The sequence below is a fragment of the Streptomyces sp. NBC_01276 genome, from assembly GCF_041435355.1.
Taxonomy (GTDB): Bacteria; Actinomycetota; Actinomycetes; order Streptomycetales; family Streptomycetaceae; genus Streptomyces.
Map to the genome: position 1 here is coordinate 7,974,760 of NZ_CP108442.1, position 19,666 is coordinate 7,994,425.

The window sequence follows — 19,666 nt, forward strand, 5'->3', positions numbered from 1 at the left end:
GGGGCCGGCCCCGGACGTCTGGGCAGGGCCGTCAGTACGGCCAGGACCAGTCCACGACCTCCGGGAGGTCACTTCCGTGGGCGCGGATCCAGTCGTGGTGGCGGATCCGCTGGTCGGCCATGGTCTGGCGCACGGCCGCGGCGCGTTCCGCCAGGCCGGGAACGCGGTCGATGACGTCCATGACGAGCCGGTACCGGTCGAGGTCGTTGCGCACCACCATGTCGAAGGGCGTGGTGGTGGTGCCCGACTCCTTGTAGCCGCGAACGTGCAGGAGGGGGTGGCCGGCCCGGCGGTAGGCGAGCCGGTGGATCAGCCACGGATAGCCGTGGTACGCGAAGATCACCGGTGTGTCCGTGGTGAACAGGGAGTCGTACTCGACGTCCGTCATCCCGTGCGGGTGTTCCTCCCGGGGCATCAGGCGCGTGATGTCGACGACGTTGACGACCCGGACGGCCAGGGACGGCAGGTTCTCGCGGAGCAGCGCCGCCGCGGCGAGCACCTCCTGGGTCGGAACGTCGCCCGCGCAGGCCAGCACCACGTCGGGCTCGCGCGTGCCGTCGTCCGTCCCCGCCCAGTCCCAGATGCCGGCGCCGCGGGCGCAATGGATCCGGGCCTGGTCCATCGGCAGCCAGTCGAAGGAGGGCTGCTTGCCCGCGACGATCACGTTGACCTGGTCCCGGCTGCGCAGGACGTGGTCGGCGACCGCGAGGAGGGTGTTCGCGTCGGGCGGGAAGTAGGCGCGCACGACCTCTGGACTCTTGTTGAGGACGTGGTCGACGAAGCCCGGGTCCTGGTGGGAGAAGCCGTTGTGGTCCTGGCGCCAGACGTGCGAGGTCAGCAGGTAGTTGAGGGACGCGATCGGGGCGCGCCACGGAAGCCCGCGCGCAGTCCGCAGCCACTTCACGTGCTGGGCGACCATCGAGTCGACGATGTGCGCGAAGGCCTCGTACGTGGAGAAGAGTCCGTGCCGGCCGGTCAGCAGGTACCCCTCCAGCCAGCCCTGGCAGGTGTGCTCGGAGAGGATCTCCATCACCCGCCCGCCGCGCGCCAGGTGCACATCGGTGGGCTCGGTCGCCTCCTGCCAGGCCTTGCCCGTGACGTCGAAGAGGGTGTCGAGCCGGTTGGAAGCGGTCTCGTCCGGGCCGACGACGCGGAAGTCACGCCTGCCCTCGGTCTCCCTCATCACCTCGGCCAGCAGGGAACCCAGCACCCGGGTGGGCTCGTGGACCGAGCGGCCGGGCTTGTCCACCGCGACCGCGTGGGCCTCGGGCTCCGGCAGCGGGAGCGGACGCAGCAGCAGCCCGCCGTTGGCGTGCGCCGTCGCGCCGAGCCGCAGGTCACCGGGCGGAGCGCAGGCCAGGACCCGCTCCGTGGGACGGCCCTCGGAGTCGAAGAGTTCCTGTGGCCGGTACGAGCGCAGCCACTGTTCCAGCATCCGCAGGTGCTCGGGGTTCTCCCGTACGGAGGCCAGCGGGACCTGGTGGGCCCGCCACGTTCCCTCGACGGGGTCGCCGTCCACCGCGACCGGGCCGGTCCAGCCCTTGGGGGTCCGCAGGACGATCACGGGCCACGGGCGGCGGCTGGAGCCGCCCCCGCCGATCCGAGCCTCGCTGCGGATCCCGGAGATGAGGTCCAGGGCCCGGTCCAATGCCCTGGCCATGGCCTGGTGCACGCGGTGGGGATCGCTGCCCGTGACGTAGAGCGGCTCGTGGCCGTAGCCCCGCAGCAGCCCGTCCAGTTCGGCCTCGGGGATGCGGGACAGCACGGTCGGGTTGGCGATCTTGTAGCCGTTGAGGTGGAGGATCGGCAGGACCGAGCCGTCGCGCACCGGGTCGAGGAACTTGTTCGAGTGCCATGAGGCCGCGAGCGGCCCCGTCTCTGCCTCGCCGTCACCGATGACGCACGCCACGAGCAGGCCGGGGTTGTCGAAGGCGGCGCCGTAGGCGTGTGCGAGCGAGTAGCCGAGCTCGCCACCCTCGTGGATCGACCCCGGAGTCTCGGGTGCCACATGACTGGGGACCCCGCCGGGGAAGGAGAACTGCCGGAACAGCCTCCGCATCCCTTCGCCGTCCCGGCTGATGTCCGGGTACGTCTCGGTGTACGTGCCCTCCAGCCAGGAGTTCGCCAGGACGGCGGGCCCGCCGTGCCCCGGACCCCAGACGCACAGGGCCTCCTGGCCCCGCTCCTTGATCACCCGGTTGAGGTGGGTGTACACGAGGTTGAGGCCGGGGGAGGTACCCCAGTGGCCGAGCAGCCGTGGCTTGATGTGTTCGGGCCTCAGCGGTTCGGTCAGCAGCGGGTTGTCCATCAGGTAGATCTGCCCGGCGGCCAGGTAGTTGGCGGCGCGCCAGTGGGCGTCGAGCTCGGTGATCGGGTACTGCGTCATCTCCGCTCCTTCGTGCGGCGGACCGAGAAGTTCGTCGACTGGGCCGACATCAACACGGTGCCCCGGACGGCCGCCGGCCGACAGGGGAGAGAGGTCCCCCTTGAGGGACCATCGGACCTTGCGGCAGCGCCACGACGAGGACGACGCCGAGGGCCGACGACGCCAGTGCCGGCCTAGATCCGGGTGTCGTCCTGGTTGCGGCGGCTGTCGGAATCCAGGGCCGTGACGGTGAAGCAGACGGCAGCTCCGAGGCCGAGGAAGAAGAAGACCGGGTTGACGTGGCCGGGGACGGAGACGGCGTAGTCGCCGATGTCGTCGGTCTCGCACACGAAGCGCAGGGGCACGTACTCCACCCGGTAGCCGGTGATCCCTTCCGCCCGCTGCTCCCAGCCCGGGGTACGGCAGGGCGGGATGGGGATCGAGTCCGTGCCGCCGTCCTCCGCCGACATGACCGCGCCGGTGACGTGCAGCAGGCCCCAGGTGTACACGCCCAACGCGATCGCCGCCTGGGCGAAGCCGGCCGTGCGCAGCCAGGCGTGGCTGTCGGCGCGCTGCGGTCCGCCGGCCCGGGCCAGAACACCGATGGCCCGGCCCGCGAAGACGAACGGAAGGATCAGACCGGCCGGGACGAGAAACAAGAGGAAGAAGGCCATCACCCGACTTCAGCAGGGCTGTGGGAGCAAGTGCTGTGGCGTAGCCCACAACTGCGGCAATAAGTTCGTAACTCCGGCGGTTTGGCCGTGGGTCGGTTGGCCTTCGGTCCGTCGATCCGCGGCCTGACACCCTCGGGCTCGGCGTGGACGGTGGTTTCTCGCGCCGCCCCGACGGAATGAGGAGCCGGTCGTCCGGGTTCCAGGGATGGACCGCCGGGGCCTGCCCGGCCAGGACACCTTCAGAGAGAAGAGCATGAAGATGCGTGCCGTCATCCTGTCCGAATACGGTGGCTCCGACGTGCTCCGCGTCGCCGAAGTCCCGACCCCTCGACCGGGCGACGGTCAGATCCGTATCCGGGTCGCCGCAGCCGCGTTGAACCCCGCCGATGCCTTGATCCGTTCCGGCGCGCTGGCCTCGCGCGTCCCCGCGCAGGAGCACTACGTTCCGGGTCTCGACGTCGCCGGAACCGTCGACGCGCTGGGCGGCGGTGTCCGGGGTTTCGCGGTCGGCGACGCCGTGATCGGCTTGTCCGACTGGCCGGACACCCAGGCGGGCACGCACGCCGAGTACGTCGTCCTGCCCGCCACCGCCGTCGCCGCCGCACCCCGGCACGCGAGCCCGGTCCAGGCGGCGACGCTCCCGCTGAACGGACTCACCGCCTGGCAGGCACTGGACCTGCTCGCCGCGGCCGACGGCGCCACCGTGGCGGTCACCGGTGCGGCAGGCGCCGTGGGCGGCTACCTCGTCGAGCTGGCGGCCGCGCGTGGTCTGCGGGTCGTCGCCGTCGCCGGGTCCCAGGACCAGGAACTGGTCCGCGAGTTGGGAGCCACCCTCTTCGTCCCGCGCTCCGAGGACCCCGCCGCTGCGATCCGCGCCACCGTTCCCGGCGGAGTCACCGGGCTGATCGACGCCGCGGCCTTGGGCGGCTCGGTGATCGGCGCGGTGGAAGACGGCGGCACCTTCGTCAGTGTCCGCGGCGCCGGTCCGGCAGCGGAACGCGGGATCCGGGTCTCGCAGGTCCGGGTGCACAGCGACGCGGTGCAGCTCGCCGAACTGGCCGCCCTCGCGGACGCCGGCGGTGTCACCCTGCGGGTGGACCGGACGATGCCCTTCGCGGAAGCCGCCGCGGCCCACGACGCTCTGGCCTCGCGCGGCCTGCGCGGGCGCATCGTCCTCGTCCCCCAATGGAACTGACGGATGCTCGCGGACCGGCCCGACCACGGAGGACCGGCTCGGGCCGGACCCTCTCCTGATCGTGGGGCTGCTCGTCAACCCGCGGTGCACGCCGGTGCCGTGGCCGCCGCCGCATCACGGGGGGCCGACCCGCGCAACGACGAGGCCCCGGGACACGAGCCCCGGGGCCCGGCCGTGTCACTTCACCGACCGCCCGTTGCGACGACCGGTTTCTCAGAGGACGGCACCGGCTTTGACCACGTGCCGAAGGTGGCGCTCGGGACGGGTGAGGACGGCGAGGTCCGCCAGGGGGCGCCGTCCACGACGAGGAGATCGGCGTGCGCGCCCGGCGCGAGGGTGCCGATCTCGCCCTCCATCCGCAGCAGGCGGGCCGCCGTGCTGGTGGCGGAGCGGATCACGTCCGCGGCGGGCTGGACCTCGGCGCGCAGCGTGAACTCCTCCAACTGGGCCGAGTGCAGCGGCCCGAGCAGGTCGCTTCCGAAGACCAGGTTGACTCCCGCCACATGCCCGAGCTGGTACCGGCCGGGGCCGCAGCCGAGCAGGCCGCCGAGGTGATCCTGGCGGCACGCGAGGGCCTGCTCGCCCGTACGGGCTCCTCCGGTGACCGCCGGGTGGTGGAGACGGACGAACCGGTGTGGGACGAGGGCCGGGTCAGCCGCGTCCGCGGCTGACCCGGGGCACAACGGTCATGGCCCGGGCGGCGGAGCCGCCGCCCCGGCGTCGACGGCGCGGCGGGGTTACGGTCGCGCGGGGCGGTGCCCGTCGCGTGCTTCGTGCCTGCGGTCCACCACCGCACGGAGTTTTCCGCTCGTCGGCGTGCGGTCCAGGGCGGAGCCGTGCACCGGCTCGACCGCGAAGTCCAGCAGCTGCTCCGACACGGCCGAGCGCACTTCGGGGTACGCCGCCAGGAAGGCGTCGTGTGCGGCGGTCGGGTCCAGGGTGTCGGTGCGCTCCATGCGGAGGGTGAGGACCTCCCGGACGGGCCCGCTGGTCAGGACGGTCTGGATCTCGCCGCTGTAGTGCAGCCGCTCCTCCGCGATGGCCACGAAGCGGCGGTGGTTGAGGAAGTACGTCGCCACCCGCATCACCTCGCCCAGCCGGCCGAGCAGTTCGAAGCGCGGGGCGTGGCTGCCGCAGGGGCAGCGGCCCGGCAGGGCGCGTCCGAGGTCGCCGATGACGTAGCGGTCGAGGTGCTGGCCGCGGCGGGCGCGGGTGGTGAAGACGAGCCGGCCGGTCTCCCCGGGCGCCACCGGGCGGTCGGCGTCGATCTCGACGATCTCCAGGGTGTGCAGGTCGGCGTGGAGGTGGTGGACGCTGCCGGTGCTGTGCGTGCACTGGTAGCCGAGGGGGCCGAGGTCGGTGCTGCCGTAGGTGATGGAGCGGATGACCTCGATGCCGTAGGTCTCGGTGAGGGTGCGGCGCTGCTCCTCGGTGAAGTGTTCGCCGCCGTAGTAGATCTTGCGGATGCCGCCGTAGGAGCGCAGGAGGTCCGACGCCTCGTGCAGGAGCTGCCAGAGGTAGGAGGGCATCCCGAAGAGGGTGTCCACCTCGTACGCGATGATCATCTCCGCGGTGGCACGGTGGTCGGGCCCGGCGGCCATCGGCATCTGGACGCCGCCGAGGCGCTCCAGGATGGAGAAGAAGCTGATGAACCCGCCGTACATGCCGCCGCAGTAGAAGAGGTTGGCGGTGCGGTCGCGCGCCGGGTCGTAGCCGGCGGCGAGGAGGCCGCGTGCGGCGGCGTGCATCTGCGTGTCGTAGTCCTCGTACGTGAAGAGCGACAGGGCGGGCGTACCGGTGCTGCCTCCGCTGCGGAAGTAGAGCTCGGCGTCGCCCCGGTCGACTCCGCGGTTGAGCTCCTGGACGGCGGCCTTGTCGAGCAGCGGGCCCGCGGGCGCCGGGAAGGCGACCGGGCGGGCGAGGTCGTCGAGGCAGGCGGTGGCGGCGAAGCGCCGGTCGGCCTGGACGGCGACGCGGCGGCTGTAGCGCTGGAGGGCGTACACCCCGTCGTGGGGTTCGCCGGAGTAGCCGGCCGTCATGGCGCCGATGGGCGTGACGCGGGTGGCGCCGGCGGCGAGGACCAGGGCGGACAGCTCGGCGGTGTCGGTCGGGCTGCCCGCGATGCCCGCGGTCTGGAGGTAGCGGCGCATGGGACGCAGCGTCGCGATGAGGTTCTTGCGGGGCAGCGGCTTGACCCACACGCTGCGGTGCAGCGGGGAGGCGGTGAGCGCCGGGCGGGTGTCGGCGATGACGCGCCAGGTACCGTCGGGGGCGGCCAGGACGCGGGTGAAACCGAGGTGTTCCTCCAGGCGGGCGAGGTGCTCGGTGGTGGTCAGCTCGGCGTACTCGGCCGGGTCGAGCTCCACCTCGGCAGGCGCCGGCCGGGCGGCCAGCGCGGCGGCGAGCCGCTCGGCGCACGCGTGGAGTTCCCCGGCGTCCTCGGTGTCGAGGTAGACCACCTGGGGGCTGGAGCAGGCCTGCTGCTCGAAGAGGCAGATGTCCCGGGCCAGGTCGGTCAGGGTCTGCTCGTCCGCCCAGGTGTCCCGCGTGAGGTAGGCGAAGGAGATTTTGTGTCCCCACTCCACCAGACGGCACCCGGCCGGGACGTGGGCGGCGACGCCCTCGACGGCGGCCTCGCCGCCCCAGACGGCGACGGCGTCGGCGGGGGCGCACATCAGGCCCAGCCAGTCCCGGCGGGAGGAGGGGAAGCGCAGCACGATGATGCGCTCGGCGAGGGCGCCCGTCGGATCCTGCGCGGCGAGTTCGGCGAGGAGGTGCTGGGCGAGCAGGGTGTCGGCGCTGCTGGTCTTGAGGACGTTGACGTTGCCCGCGAGGAGTCCCTCGATCAGGCTGAGCGGGGCGACGGTGGCGGCGTTGCCGGGGGCTATGTGGGCGACCAGGCCGACGGGCGCCCAGGCCTCGTAGACCGTCTCCTTGGCGTCGGGGCGGGTCAGCCGCTGCGGGGCGGTGCCTCCCAGCTCGCGGTGGAGCTTGCGGGTGAGGGAGCCACGGCCGAGGAAGGCGGCGAGCTCGGCGAAGAGCTCCTCGGTCGCCGGGCCGTCAGCCCCGGTGCCCGCGCCGCCCTCCACGGGCAGGTGCGGGACCAGCCGCTCCCGGACGGGGTGGCCGGGGTCGCGCAGGGCTTCGGCGAGGGCGTCGCAGGCGGCCAGGACCGTCTCGGTGTCCAGCGGTGCGGCGAGTGCGGCCTCCACGGCGGCGGGCAGCGCGGCCAGGCGGTCGGCGGCCTCGGCGTCGCCGATGAAGGCGCCCTGCCAGTAGTGCTCGGTGGTGGTGTCGGTCATGACATTCCCTTCATCAGTTCGGCGGCGGCCACGGCACAGCTGCGGTTGCGGCTGACACCGGCGCGGCCGTGGATCGTGAACCACGGGGTGGACAGCTCGCATCCGCACTCCTCGCCCGGGTGGAGCGAGGCCAGGTCGCCCATGACGACGCTCTGTGCCGGTACGGAGGTGATGTACGGGGACACCAGGTGCAGGTAGCCGCGCTCGCCGTACGGGAGCGGTTCGAGCGTGCGGGTGGAGCGGACGAACACGCGGGACCAGACGGGGGCGTGGAGGTTGTGCCGCGCGCACTCGATGTACGGGATGCAGTGCTCGACGGATCCGAAGGTGTCGCGGATCCGCTCGGACGGGATGCCGAGCTGCTCGGTGACGCGGGCGTACAGCTCGTGCTTGCCGATCTGCCGGTCGGTGTGGCCCTTCCAGCCCCCGCCGAGGATGACCAGGGACCCTTCCGGCAGTTCCAGCGGCGCCAGGCCCATGGCGCGCATCCGCTCCAGGGTGAACCAGAGGAACGCCGGGAAGCCGAGGATGCGCACGGGGGCGTCCTCCTCGGCGAAGCGGCGCAGTGCGGCGACGCAGCCGAAGGGGTCGAACTCGTGCCCGTTGCCGGTGGTGCGCAGCGCGTACTCGACCTGCCGGGCCGGGGCGAAGTCGCACAGGTAGTTGTCGGTGAACGAGGTGCCCAGGTTGAGGTCGCGTGCGGGCTCGTAGCTGTAGAGCAGGTAGTTGACGTCCTGGGTGGGGTCGATCCAGCCGTTGTGGTCGAAGATGCGTGCGACCATGCGCTGGGCCGAGCGGATGGTCCACTCGTCGAAGAACATCTGCGACTTCTGTCCCGTGGTGCCGGAGGAGGTCAGGTGCAGGTGGACGTCGTCGCGGGGGATGGACAGGACCTCGTGCCGCTTGAAGAAGTTCGCGTGCACGAGGGGCGCCTCGTACGGGGTGTCCGGCCGCTCCCCGTCGTAGAGGCTGCGGAAGAACGGGGACCGGTCCCGGTGCCAGGCGTTGATCTCCGCCATCGCGGCGGCGAACAGCTCCTCCTCCGCGGGGCCGGAGGCGTAGGGCGCGGTCAGGTCGCAGAGCTGCTGGACCCGGGCGAGGGCCGTGGCGTCGGGGACGCCGACGGGGGCGAGATGGGGGTTCACGGCCGGGGGCGGGGGAGTCATGGGGCAACCTCACGGGAGGGCAGATGTGCCGACGCCCAGGCCGACACATAGGAATCGAGGAATGGCTGGAGCGGAGGGTCGACGACCACGCCGCGGAAGTCGATGTGCTCGGTGGTGCGGGACATGACCGCGTAGTCGTGGAAGCCGTCGTGGTCCCGGCGCATGGCCGGGTACAGGGCGCCGGCGATGAAGCCCTGCGCGGTGAAGGCGGAGAGCGCGGCGTGGTGTTCGAGGGGGACGAGCGCCTCGACGTAGCCGGCCCCGGCACGGGTGAGGGTACGGGTGACCGGCTCCAGCCAGCCCGCGGCGGCGGCCGGGTCGGGGTGGGCGGCGACCAGGGCGCAGTACCCGCCGGTGCGGTTGAGGTACGCGTACACCTCGAAGCTGCCGTCGCCGGGGGTGAGGAGGACGTTCGGGGTGTGCAGGGGGTAGAACCAGCGGCCGGTGTCCGGGAAGTGCGCGTGGAAGCGGCGGCGGACGAAGGCCGGCGCCTCGATCATCTCCAGCGGGGCCGCCGCGGGCCTGGCCGGCACCGGCTGCGGCGGCGTGGGCCGGGTGTCCGCGTAGCTGATGCCGAGGCTCGCCCCGGCGGTGTGCAGGAGCGGCTCCAGGGAGGCGGGCACCTCGGCGACGGGAACCCTGCGGTCCAGCACCCCGGGCGAGTGACGCGCGTAGAGTGCGAGGCTCTCCCGGCTGCTGAGATCAACGGCGTTCGGCAGGATGCCCATGGGGCGGAAGCCGTTGCGGGCCACGACGCGCTGGGGTCCGGCACTGACCGTACGGACAGTGGCGTACACCGAGTCGAGGGTGCCCGCGTTGAGGGTGCCCGCGCACAGGGCTTCGGTCAGCTGTCCGGCCAGCCCCGATCCGCGCTGGTCCGGGTGGACGGCGAGCCCTTCGAGGCGGCCGATACGGCTGCCGGGCTCGCCGTGGATCGCCGCCGATCCCGCGAGGGCCCCGGTACGGGGGCAACGGGCGACGAGCCAGAGGGTGTACGCGTCCTGGATGAGGCGGGACATCTCGGCGGGGTCGGTGCCGAGGGCCGTGGGGTAGTGCGGGCCGTAGACGGCGTAGTAGAGCTGACGGAGGTCGGCGATGTCGGCCGGGGTGGCCTGCTCGATCACTGCGGCGGTCATCGGGCGCCTCCCGCGGCGGGGGCCGGCGACGGGGCCGCGGAGTCGGCGCCGCGGTCGGTGACCGGGTCTTCCGCCGTACGGGAGTGCCTGGGCAGCAGGAGCAGGGCGAGGGCGGCGGGTACCAGTCCGGCCGCCTGGATCAGGCACAGGGTGCGGGCGGAGAGGTGGTCGCCCAGCAGGCCGAACAGGAGCGAGGCGACGGGGAAGGTGGCCCCGAGCACGGCCTGCATGACGGCGAAGAAGGCCGGCTTGTCGGCCGTCGGCACCAGCCGCTGGAACAGGGCCACGAAGCGGACCCCGATCACCCCGACGCACCAGCCGGTCACCAGCAGGGCCCCGGCGATGACGGGCAGCGCCGCGATCAGGCCGGGGACGGCGAGGGCGACGGCCATCGCACCCAGGCAGGCGGAGCCGACGACGGAGGGACGGCCGGGTACCCGGGCACCGGTGAAGGAGCCGAGGAGCGTGCCCGCGCCGAGCGATGCCTCCAGGAGGGACACGGTGGCGCCGTCGCCGTGCAGGACGGAAGCGGTGTAGAGCGGCATGACGACGAAGACGGCGGTGGTGAAGAGGTTGGCCGCGGCGAAGGAGAGCAGGATGGCGCGGACGTAGGGCAGCGCGCCGAGGATCTGGCGCAGCGTGCGCCGGGGCGGTGCCCCGGCCCGCTCCGTGTCCGCGTCCGCCGCCGCATCCACCGCATCCACCGCATCCACCGCATCCGCCACCTGCGCGTCCGCGGTGCGGAACCGTACGGTCGTGATCAGCGCCGCGGCCGCGCAGTAGGCGACGGCGCAGCCGGCCGCGAGGCCCGCGATGCCACCGCTGTCCACGATGAGGGCGCCGAGCAGGGCGCCGCCCAGGCCGGCGAGCGACTGGGTGGACAGTTCGAACCCGGTGGCCGCTTCGATGTCCTCGTCCTCGACGAGCTCGGGCACGGAGGTGGTCAGGCACGGGTCGAAGAAGGCCTGGCAGGTGGCCAGTGCCAGGGCCGCCGCATAGGCCGCGGCGACCGGCAGATCGCTCGTACCGGCCCAGACGGCGAGCGCCGCGGCGGCCGCTCCGGCGCCACCGGCCGCGGAGCGGAGCAGCGAGCCGTGGGCGCAGCGGGTGATGGCGCGGGCGACGAGCGGGGCCGAGATCACGGCGGGCAGGGTGCTGACGCACATGAACAGCCCGGCCGCGAGCCCGCCGCTGCCGGAGGCGGCGTAGCCGATGAGCCACCAGGAGGTGCCCACCTGGAACATGCGTACCGCGGCCTGGGTGAGCACCTGGCCGACCCACATGGTTCCGAAGGCGCGGTTGCGCAGGACGAGCGGGAGCCGGTGGCCGGGGGCCGTCGTAGGGGCGGTCATGCGGTCGGCCTCTCGTCGAGGACGCGGATGAGCTTGCCGGAGCGGGAGTTGACCGTGAGGTCGCTGTGGCGGGCCCACTCGACGCGGAGGGGGTGGACGAACCCGTTGGCGACGCTGTCGGGGTAGAGGGGCCGGGCGGTGTTCAGTCCGGTGACGACCGCCTCGGCGAGGACCTCCAGGCCGGCCGGGTCGCGGTCCTGGGCGGTGGCCAGGCGCAGGACGAGGCCGTCGCGGCCCTCCCCGCGGCGTACGAGGAGCTGCATGCCCGTGACGAGTCCGCCGGTGTCGGCTTCGGCGACGGCGCTCGCGACGTCCTCCCAGTAGAGCGAGACGGGGCCGACGCGTACGCCTTCCTCGGCGCGGCCCAGGATGCGGAAGGGGCCGCCCTCGGTGTCGGTCCACTCGGCGCGGTCGCCGGCGGGGTAGCGGATGACGGGCATGAGGCGGCGGAAGAGCTGGGTGACGACGACCCGTCCGGGCCGTCCTGCCTCGCGGATCGGTTCGCCGGTCGTCTCGTCCAGGATCTCCACGACGGTCTGCGGGGAGAACGGCCGGTGGACGCGCGAGTCCGGACCGGGGACCGGCCTGCCGAGGAGGCCGCCGTCGACGCTCGCGTATCCGAGGGAGCGGGGTACGGCGTGGGGGAACGCGCCCGAGAGGAGGCGGCGCTGGTCGTCGAAGAGGGCTTCGCCCCCGAAGAAGAGGAGTTCCACGTGCGGGAGTTGGCGCCCGATGGAGATCAGGTACTCGGCGAGTCGGCACAGCGTGGTCGGCGTTCCGGCGACGACGTGCGCGCCGAAGTCGTCGAGGGTGGAGACGGTCGACTCCAGCGGCGCCGCGCCGCCGATGGGCAGCCGTACGTTGGCGACGGGGGCGTGCGCGAGCGAGTCGAGGATGAAGAGGAAGCTGGCGTAGAGCTCGCCGGCGTAGAACAGGTCGGCCACCCGGTGACCGGGCCGCAGGCCCGCGTCGACGAGGCCGGCGCCGAATGTGGTGACGAACTCCTGCCATTCCTCACGGGTGTAGCAGGAGAAGCGCGGAGTCCCCGTGGTGCCGCCGGTCTTGAACACGACGGCCTCCCCGAGCGGGGCGGTCAGGACGAGGTTGTCGCGCAGGGTGTTGGCGGCCCAGAACTCGTTCTGATCCACCACGGGCACATCGGTGAGGCTGTTCACCCGGGGCGCCAGGTCTGCGTAGAGGTCTGCGTAGAAGGGAGAGCAGTCTCGGGCGAAACGCACGAGGTCTGAAAACTGCTGGACGGGCATGCTGCCTTACCTGGAAGACGAAAGTTGAAAGAGAAAAGGAAAAGGGAGCAGATGGCAGCAGGTGCGTGGGAGTCGTCACACGCTCAAGCTGTTGATCGTTCAATAATGCTGGCATGCCCCCTAGTTCGAAGGCGTGAGCCCCACCTGATGCCCATTCACATCATGGAACACCGGGAGCGCACCACCAAATCGATGGCAGTTGACTCCGGCCACGTACGGCAGACTTTTGGCCCGCGGGGCCGGAATTGCGCAGCCCGGCGTGGAAAAGGGGGGTGGGGAAAGGTGGTTGCCCCGTGCCGGGTGGCGGCCCCGTACGCGTCGGAGTCAACAGAACCCGGCCTTGGTCAAGATCGGCTGTGTCACGGCTGTGTGCCAGGAGGCGGTGGCCGACAGTGGCTGCGAAGTGATGGCGGGATCCATGCTTTCGGCTGGTCGATGGGGTGCCACGGTGCCGTGTGTCCGGTGGTGACGGCCGGCGTCACGGCTGTGTGTGTAACGGCCAGGTATTAGAGGGTGCACGGGCGGAACGGCTGTCGTTCAGGTGGGGTCTTGCTGATCAGAAACACCCACTGGTGCCGATCCGCAACGATGTGCCGGGCACCGCCAACAGATCCGAGGATGAGACGATGCGCGTTCACAAGCTGACCTTCGCGGCCCTGGCCGTCGCCGCGGGCTTCTCGCTGACGGCCTGCCAGAACGGCGATGACGGCGCGGCGCAGAGCAGTCCTTCGTCCGCGGCCTCGGCGCCCGTCACTTCGCCCTCGGGCGGGGCTTCGGCATCGGCCGGAACCGGAGCGGGCGGCACCGCGAAGCCCTCATCCGGGACGTCCTCCGACGGCAAGGGGACGGCCGGCGGAACGGGTTCGGCCGACAGCGGCAAGTCCGGTACGTGCAAGACGGACGAGCTGACGATCACTGCCATGGACAGCACCATCGGCGGGGACACCGAGGGCACGGTCGCGGTGACGTTGAAGAACCACGGAAACCGGGACTGCACCCTGCCCGGGTACGCGGGTGTCGACTTGAAGACCGCCTCGGGTTCGTTGTCGGCGCAGCGCACGGGCGAGAAGGCCGAGCCGAGCACCCTCAAGAAGGCGGCGTCGGTGTCCTTCGGGGTCACCTACCCGCTCAACACCTCGGGTGGTTCCGGTGTCCGCGTCACCGGCATGGTGGTGACCCCGCCGGGGGAGAGGCAGTCGGTCACCCTCGCCTGGCCGGGCGCCGCCACGCTGCCCGTCACCGAGGGCTCCGGTTCCGCGGTCAAGGTCGGCCCGATCGGCAGCGCCGGCCAGGGCGGCTGAGACGGTTTACGGTGCCCCTGACCCCCCTTGACGCCGGTGTGCGGTGCGGCCTGTCGGGCCGGGGAGGTGGGAGAGGCGCGTTGCCGGCCCCTCGTCGCGGCCCCGGCTGCCCACCGATCGGCGGCGTAGGCGGCGGTCGGGCCAGGTGGAGCGTCCCGGCCTGCTCGGCGGGGAAACCTCGCCGGCCCGGGCCCTGGGTGGAGTCGGTGTCAGACGCCGACCAACGAGGGGCGTCCACTCCTCCGGACCACCTAGCGGATCGGGCGGGTGCTCGTCAGATGTCGGCCACGGAGGGGCGGCGATGGCCACTCCGGTGCAGCAGTTGAGACAGGCGCTTCCGGGCGTAGTCGACGAAGGCGACGGCGGGCACCAATTGGCAGAGGGCCGATCCGATCACGCGACTGCGGGACAGCCCCAGGGCTGCGAACTCCGCGCCGATGAGCGGGAAGTGGGTGTCGTTGTCGTTGCCGACATCCAGCGCCTCGAGCCACACCCGCTCACCGTCAACCAGGTACGGGAAGCGGCGCAGCTTCTTCCGGTGGGTGGGCACCAGGGATTCCGCGTGGTGCAGGAACGAGTTGCGGTTGTGCCCGACTCCGAGCAGCAGTATGGATCCTCCCAGCTGATGGATCTTGGCGAAGGGCGAACCACTCCCGAGGGCGTAGCCGAGTGGCTGCCCGGCACAGATGGTGTGGGCGTCCGCGCCAAGGGCCGCCAGGGATGCTTGGGGATGCCGGCTCCGGACCCGGTCCGGGTGCCCCAGCACTGCGCTGGGGACCGCACCCATCGCCGTCGGCAGCGCGTCGTGGAAGAGCGGGACGGCCGCGCGTGCTTCGGCCGTTCCCAGGTCGTCGAAGGCGTGGCTGTCCGGGTAGGGGTCGGCGACCTGCCGGGTATAGGTGGGCACGACGATCGTGCCCTTCCGGCCCACCGTCGCGCACAGGGCCCGCACCACCGCGTCGGCGCCTCCGTCCACGTGCCCGAAGGCGGACAGCGACGAATGGACCATCAGTACGGACCCGGGCCGCACGCCCAGTGATGCGAACTCGTCTTGCAGCGCTGTCGCGTTCAGTGGCTCTGTCGGTGGCGCGGTGTTCATCTCGTTGCCTTTGTCTTCGCTCGTCGCCGTTGGGTGCCGGGTGAGGTTCGGCTGGTCAGGCAGGCCGGGAGGCGGCTCGGCCGTCGGGCCCAAGGGTGGCGGGGTGCATCGTTCCCTCGTCACTTCGCCAGGGCCGCGCGGAGGAACTGGAGGATCTCCGCCCGGGCGGCATCGGCCTGTGGTTCGACGCCGGGCAGGGTGAGGAACGCGTGCCTCGCGCCCGGGTATTCGGAAAGCCGCACAGGCGTCCCGGCCGCGCGCAGCCGCTCGGCGTAGCGGCGGCCGTGATCGGCGACAGCGTCCTTGGTGGGCAGCACCACGAGTGCCGGGGCGAGTCCGCTCAGGTCTTCCGTGTACAGCGGCGAGACCGCGGCGGCGTCGCTGCCCGGCGGGACGGCGAGCCGCTGGATGAGCTCCAGTTGCGGCAGGGCCCGGGTCGGGCTGTACGCGTACTCGGCGATCGAGGGGTGGTCGAACATCGTCTCGGTCACGTCGACTACGGGGTTGACCAGCACCTGCGCCTTGAGTGCAAGGCCGGCTTCCCTGGCGCGGACGGCCGTCAGAGCGCTGATCAGCGCGCCGCAGCTCTCACCGAAGACGGCCGCGCGCGCCGGGTCGACACCCCACTGCGCGGCGTGCCGCACCATGTGTTCGAGTACCTCCCAGCCGTCGTCAGCGGCGTTCGAGAGCGTGCTGCCGGGGGCGAGGAGGCGGTGCTCGACCGAGACGACGAGCGCGGGCAGTCCCGCGGCGAGGTGGCTGTTGGTCCAGTCGCACTGCGCCGCTGTGCCCACGAAGCCGCCTCCGTGGACATGGACCACGAGTGGCATGCCGGTTCGGGCGTCGGCCTCGCCGTCTCCTGTCGACACCGGCCGGTACACCCGGACCGGGAGGTCGCGGCCGGGCAGCGCCAGCTGCCGCCAGGCGATCTCGGCGCCCGGATCCGGTTCACCGAGCATGGCCCGAGCCGTGCCGGACGCCCGCCAGCGGTTCTCCGCGTCGCGGTAGGCGCGCAGTTCCTCGGCCGTGATCGTCGAGAAGCCCGGCTCCGGCGGCCGTGTCGCGGTGGTGGTCCCACTCATGTGTCCTTCTCCCCTCCCGGCCGGATGCCGGGTGTGTCGTTGTGGCCGGACGGTGCACTGTCCTCATGATGCACGCAGTGCGTGCATCATCAAGTGCACAGGTTAGGCTGAGTCCGGAGGAGAGGGGCGAGATGACTGGCCGAAGGCGATGGTCGAATGAGGAGATCCTGGACACGGCGGCGGAACTGCTGCGCACGGGCGACGCCGAGTCGTTCAGCGTGCGCAAGCTCGCCGCAGCGCTCGGGACAGACTCCTCCAGCCTCTACCGGCACTTCCGCAACAAGACCGAACTGCTGCGCGCGGTTGCCGACCGGATCCTGCTGTCCGCCATGGACGGCTACCGCCCCGAGGGCGACTGGAAGCAGCGCATCACCGCCCTGGCCCTGCGCCTGCGCGAGGCCTTCGGCGAGCAACCCCAACTTGCCGCGGTGTGGGGACGCTATGCGTCCGGCGGCACCGGATCCCGATGGGTCATGGAGGAGCTGCTGCAGGCTCTGCGCGCGTCCGGCCTGCCCGACGAGGAGGTGCCGGTGCGATACCACCGCATCGTGATCCTCCTCGCCGCGCTGATCGCCTCCGAGGCCGGAATCAGCACCATCACCCCCACTGAGTACGAACAGGCCATGGAGCAGTTCCGCGTCGCGGTGCTCGGCGCCGACCCCGAACGCTTCCCCGCCCTGGCCCACTTCGCCCGCGACATCCGCCCCCTCGGAGCAGACCGCCGCGCCGCGTTCGAAGAGATCCTCGCCGCCCAACTCGCCCACATCGAGGCCCGGATCCCCTGACGTGCCGGATCGTGGGTGCCATGCGGTCGGGCCGCGGCCGCAGGCTCGCCGCCCGATCGGCGAGGCCGCGCGCCCTCGACCTGACCAGCGGCCGGCGTCAAATCACCATCGGTGCCTCCGACCAGCGGCGGACGCGGTACGGGGCCCACCACACGTGGTCCCCGAAACGCAGGACCAGGGTCTCGGCCATCAGATCGTCCAGCACCGGCCCCGCGATCGCGTCGGCGCGGGCGCCGTCGGTGAGTGCCGCGACGGCCTCGTGGTACTCCGGTTCGTCGATGGTGAAGCGGCGCAGCTCGCCGTAGCGCCGGTCGCGCACCTGGATGAACCCGGGGCCGTGCCGGAAGACGCACTTGCAGATGTAGTACGTGTTGCGCCATTCGAGGGCCGTCGCGGCCGGGTCGGGGGTGCCCAGTACGGCGGTCGGCGGGTGGAGGTGGCCGTAGTGGCGCCAGGCGTCGGGGTCCGGGCCGGTGTGGAGCTGCCAGTCGACGGCGATGGCCAGGCTGGTCAGGTCGCCGACGAAGCTCAGGGCACGTACGGACCAGGCGGCGTCGGCGGGGTCGGTCACGTCGACCGGGCGGGGCAGCGTGACGTGCCGGGCCCCGGCGGCGAAGAGCCGCCGGGCGGCCTCGCCGCCGGGGAGGTCGATCTCGTAACGTCCCAGGGACATCCCGGGCAGCGCGGCCACCTCGGGGTCGTAGTCCCGCGCGGCCGTCACGGTGAAGGGTGGGGTGCCGGTGAGTGCTGGAGTCATCGTCGTCCTCTGTCGTCCTCTGTCGGCGTCGCGTGGCGGTCGTCAGACGGTCGTCAAGCGGTCGTCGCGGCGAGTTCGGTGTCGCGGGCGGAGGTGTGCCGCATGAAGTCGATCCGCAGGAACTCCTCGTTCAGTGCGGGCGGCGCGATCTGTACGAACTGCCCGTTGTCCTCGAAGACCACCCCGAGCGCCCGCCACCGCTTCAGCACCTCCCGCAGGGCGTCCTCGCCCACCTGGTGCTCCCCGTGCAGTTTGCGGGCGGCCGCCTTCACCGTGTGCGGCTGGTCGAGCAGCCGGAACAGGGCCAGCTCGAACGGGACCGTCAGTTCCAGGTGCGTCCAGTCGAAGGCCCGGCGCCTGCTGACCAGCACGATCCGGTCTTCCAGGTCGCAGTGGGTGAGGCGGCTGCCGGCGTAGTTCCGCTTCCAGTGCGCGATTCCCTCGTCCAGCCGTCGGACGACCTCCTCGCCGATCCCGCGCGGCGGCACGTCGAAGACGTACGCCAGGTCGAACATCTCGGGCTCGGGGAGGTCGTAGGTGAGCCGGTACGGTTCGGCTGGGCGCAGTTCGGAGAACCCGAGCCCGGGGTTGTTGAAGTAGGGGCTGAACCGCTCGATCGCGATCCGGGAGGACTGGCCCACGGGTGGGTTGAGGTGCTCCAGCGCGGCCAGTTGGGCCACCACGTCGTCGTAGTCCGCGGCGTCCTCGCCGGGGAAGCCGTGCAGGTAGTTCCAGGCCACGGAGAGGCCCACGGTGGCGGCGTCGCGGAGCATCCGGACGTTCTGGCCGCCGGTCACGCCCTTGTCCATCAGGGTGAGCACCCGGCTGTTGAGGCTCTCGATGCCCGGCTGGACGAAGATCAGGCCCGCGTCGGCGAGGGTCTGGAGCTGCTTGTGCCGCATGTTGGACTTGATCTCGATGTGCATGCGCAGGTCGAAGCCGCTGTCGATGATGCGCGGCAGCACGGTGTTCACGTACCCCATGTCCAGGATGTTGTCGACGACGTACATGTCCAGGACCCGGTGCCTGCGGGCCAGTTCGACGACCTCGTCGTAGAACACGTCCGGGCTCTTGCTGCGGAACTGCATGAACGAGCCGTTCAGCCCGCAGAAGGTGCAGTGGTGCTTCTCGCCCCACCAGCAGCCCCGCGCACCCTCGACCACCAGCTTGGGCTCGACCCAGTTCCGTGCGTGGGAGGAGGCGAGCCGCTCGAAGTACCCGCCGTAGTCGGGCGGCAGGATGGCCGCGGGCGGCAGCGGTGTGGTGCTCATCGCGTTCACCACGGACGTGCCGTCACCGCCGCGCCGGCACAGTCCCGGCACCTCCGACAGCGGCTCTCCGGCGTCCAGTGCGCTGAGCAGTGCGGGGAAGGACACCTCGCCCTCGCCGCGCAGGACGTAGTCGACGAAGGGGAAGTTGCGGTGGACGGCCTCGCCCTGCTTGCCGTCGCAGTTGGCCCCGCCCATGGCCGTCGCGATGTGCGGGGCGAGGCGCTTGACGTACTTGGCGGCCGCCAGGGCGGCCGTGTTCTGCTGGAACGTCGAGGTGAAACCGACCAGGTCCGGGGCGAGCCCGACGATGCGCTCGGCGATGTACCGGACGAAGTCGGGTGCGGAGGCGTGCAGCGCCCGCGTCATGTCCATACGGGCCCCGCGCACCCGGCTGCCCATCGCCTCGGTGAACTCGGGAACACGCCACTCGGGATCGTCGTAAAGGGCGGAGGAGAACACCCAGTCGCCGCAGCCCAGGAAATAGGATCCGAGCGAGTAGTAGGAATAGTCCTCCAGGGTGAATTCCGTGTTCTTGGTGATCCAGTCCACATATTCGAGATTGGCGTGCAGAACGTCCGCGGTTCCGTTCGGAACGCGCTCGTCGACACTGCGCTTGAGAATTCCGAGAGCCAGCGACGGGAGGTCGATCGGGGCCCAGGGCATGTTCACCAGGAGTACGCGCACGGCTGGCCTCTTCTCATGTGATCAGGGCACGGGGGCGGGGGCCGGGCCGGGCGCCCGGGTCGGTCGGGGGCCGGGCGTCCGGTGGGGGCCGGCCGCGCACGGGTGCGCGTCCGGCCCCTGGTGCTACTTCTCCTCTTCCTCCATCTCCTCCGAGGAGCGGAAGTAGATGACGACGCCGACGCCCGGCTTGCGGCTCTCCTCGTCGCCCTCGAGCGGGTCTCCGTGGATGATG

The 19,666-nt window shown here is 71.7% G+C and carries 16 protein-coding genes; 4 read left to right on the forward strand and 12 right to left on the reverse strand.

Annotated features, from left to right (window positions below; all coding sequences use genetic code 11):
- Window positions 1-31 precede the first annotated feature (31 nt).
- Complete coding sequence (locus OG295_RS35810) at window positions 32-2,386, reverse strand: phosphoketolase (RefSeq protein ID WP_371680830.1); 2,355 nt, start codon at window positions 2,384-2,386, stop codon at window positions 32-34.
- Between the two features lie 173 nt (window positions 2,387-2,559).
- Window positions 2,560-3,039 (reverse strand): hypothetical protein, encoded by a 480-nt coding sequence (locus OG295_RS35815; RefSeq protein ID WP_371680831.1) that lies wholly within the window; start codon window positions 3,037-3,039, stop codon window positions 2,560-2,562.
- Between the two features lie 253 nt (window positions 3,040-3,292).
- Between OG295_RS35815 and OG295_RS35820 the strand changes: the two genes are divergently transcribed.
- Window positions 3,293-4,234: an NADP-dependent oxidoreductase gene (locus tag OG295_RS35820; RefSeq protein WP_371680833.1), complete on the forward strand. Its 942-nt coding sequence runs from the start codon at window positions 3,293-3,295 to the stop codon at window positions 4,232-4,234.
- Between the two features lie 182 nt (window positions 4,235-4,416).
- Here OG295_RS35820 and OG295_RS35825 read toward each other — a convergent pair whose 3' ends face one another.
- A complete protein-coding gene (locus OG295_RS35825; RefSeq protein WP_371680834.1) occupies window positions 4,417-4,737 on the reverse strand; it encodes an amidohydrolase family protein in 321 nt (106 codons plus the stop codon).
- Between OG295_RS35825 and OG295_RS35830 the strand changes: the two genes are divergently transcribed.
- A complete protein-coding gene (locus OG295_RS35830; RefSeq protein WP_371680835.1) occupies window positions 4,738-4,905 on the forward strand; it encodes a hypothetical protein in 168 nt (55 codons plus the stop codon).
- A gap of 66 nt (window positions 4,906-4,971) precedes the next feature.
- Here OG295_RS35830 and OG295_RS35835 read toward each other — a convergent pair whose 3' ends face one another.
- Genes OG295_RS35835 through OG295_RS35855 form a run of 5 tightly spaced genes read right to left on the reverse strand, consistent with a single transcriptional unit; the run spans window position 4,972 to window position 12,455 of the window.
- Window positions 4,972-7,536, reverse strand: coding sequence for an acyl-CoA reductase (locus OG295_RS35835; protein ID WP_371680836.1), 2,565 nt, complete (start codon window positions 7,534-7,536; stop codon window positions 4,972-4,974).
- Complete coding sequence (locus tag OG295_RS35840; protein ID WP_371681408.1) at window positions 7,533-8,681, reverse strand: acyl-protein synthase; 1,149 nt, start codon at window positions 8,679-8,681, stop codon at window positions 7,533-7,535. The genes OG295_RS35835 and OG295_RS35840 overlap by 4 nt, the downstream gene beginning before the upstream one ends.
- 17 nt (window positions 8,682-8,698) lie before the next feature.
- Entirely contained in the window at window positions 8,699-9,838 is a 1,140-nt protein-coding gene (locus OG295_RS35845) for an N-acetyltransferase family protein (RefSeq protein ID WP_371680837.1), read from the reverse strand.
- Window positions 9,835-11,190: an MFS transporter gene (locus OG295_RS35850; RefSeq protein ID WP_371680838.1), complete on the reverse strand. Its 1,356-nt coding sequence runs from the start codon at window positions 11,188-11,190 to the stop codon at window positions 9,835-9,837. The genes OG295_RS35845 and OG295_RS35850 overlap by 4 nt, the downstream gene beginning before the upstream one ends.
- A complete protein-coding gene (locus OG295_RS35855) occupies window positions 11,187-12,455 on the reverse strand; it encodes a phenylacetate--CoA ligase family protein (protein WP_371680839.1) in 1,269 nt (422 codons plus the stop codon). Before OG295_RS35855 ends, OG295_RS35850 begins: the two co-directional genes overlap by 4 nt.
- A 626-nt stretch (window positions 12,456-13,081) precedes the next feature.
- Here OG295_RS35855 and OG295_RS35860 point away from each other — a divergent pair.
- The gene (locus OG295_RS35860) at window positions 13,082-13,756 is read left to right on the forward strand and encodes a DUF4232 domain-containing protein (protein WP_371680840.1); all 675 of its coding nucleotides are present in this window, start codon (window positions 13,082-13,084) and stop codon (window positions 13,754-13,756) included.
- Window positions 13,757-14,030: 274 nt separating this feature from the next.
- Here the strand turns inward: OG295_RS35860 and OG295_RS35865 are convergent, their stop codons facing one another.
- Together OG295_RS35865 and OG295_RS35870 are read right to left on the reverse strand one after the other, a co-directional pair.
- Window positions 14,031-14,948, reverse strand: a complete 918-nt coding sequence (locus OG295_RS35865) for an aminoglycoside N(3)-acetyltransferase (RefSeq protein ID WP_371680841.1) — start codon at window positions 14,946-14,948, stop codon at window positions 14,031-14,033.
- A gap of 26 nt (window positions 14,949-14,974) precedes the next feature.
- Window positions 14,975-15,937, reverse strand: coding sequence for an alpha/beta hydrolase (locus OG295_RS35870; protein WP_371680842.1), 963 nt, complete (start codon window positions 15,935-15,937; stop codon window positions 14,975-14,977).
- A 131-nt stretch (window positions 15,938-16,068) separates the two neighbouring features.
- Here OG295_RS35870 and OG295_RS35875 point away from each other — a divergent pair, with 131 nt between their 5' ends.
- Complete coding sequence (locus OG295_RS35875) at window positions 16,069-16,722, forward strand: TetR/AcrR family transcriptional regulator (RefSeq protein WP_371680843.1); 654 nt, start codon at window positions 16,069-16,071, stop codon at window positions 16,720-16,722.
- Window positions 16,723-16,819: 97 nt separating this feature from the next.
- Here the strand turns inward: OG295_RS35875 and OG295_RS35880 are convergent, their stop codons facing one another.
- Entirely contained in the window at window positions 16,820-17,479 is a 660-nt protein-coding gene (locus OG295_RS35880) for a DUF5825 family protein (protein ID WP_371680845.1), read from the reverse strand.
- A gap of 53 nt (window positions 17,480-17,532) precedes the next feature.
- Entirely contained in the window at window positions 17,533-19,434 is a 1,902-nt protein-coding gene (locus tag OG295_RS35885; protein ID WP_371680846.1) for a RiPP maturation radical SAM C-methyltransferase, read from the reverse strand.
- Window positions 19,435-19,666 lie beyond the last annotated feature (232 nt).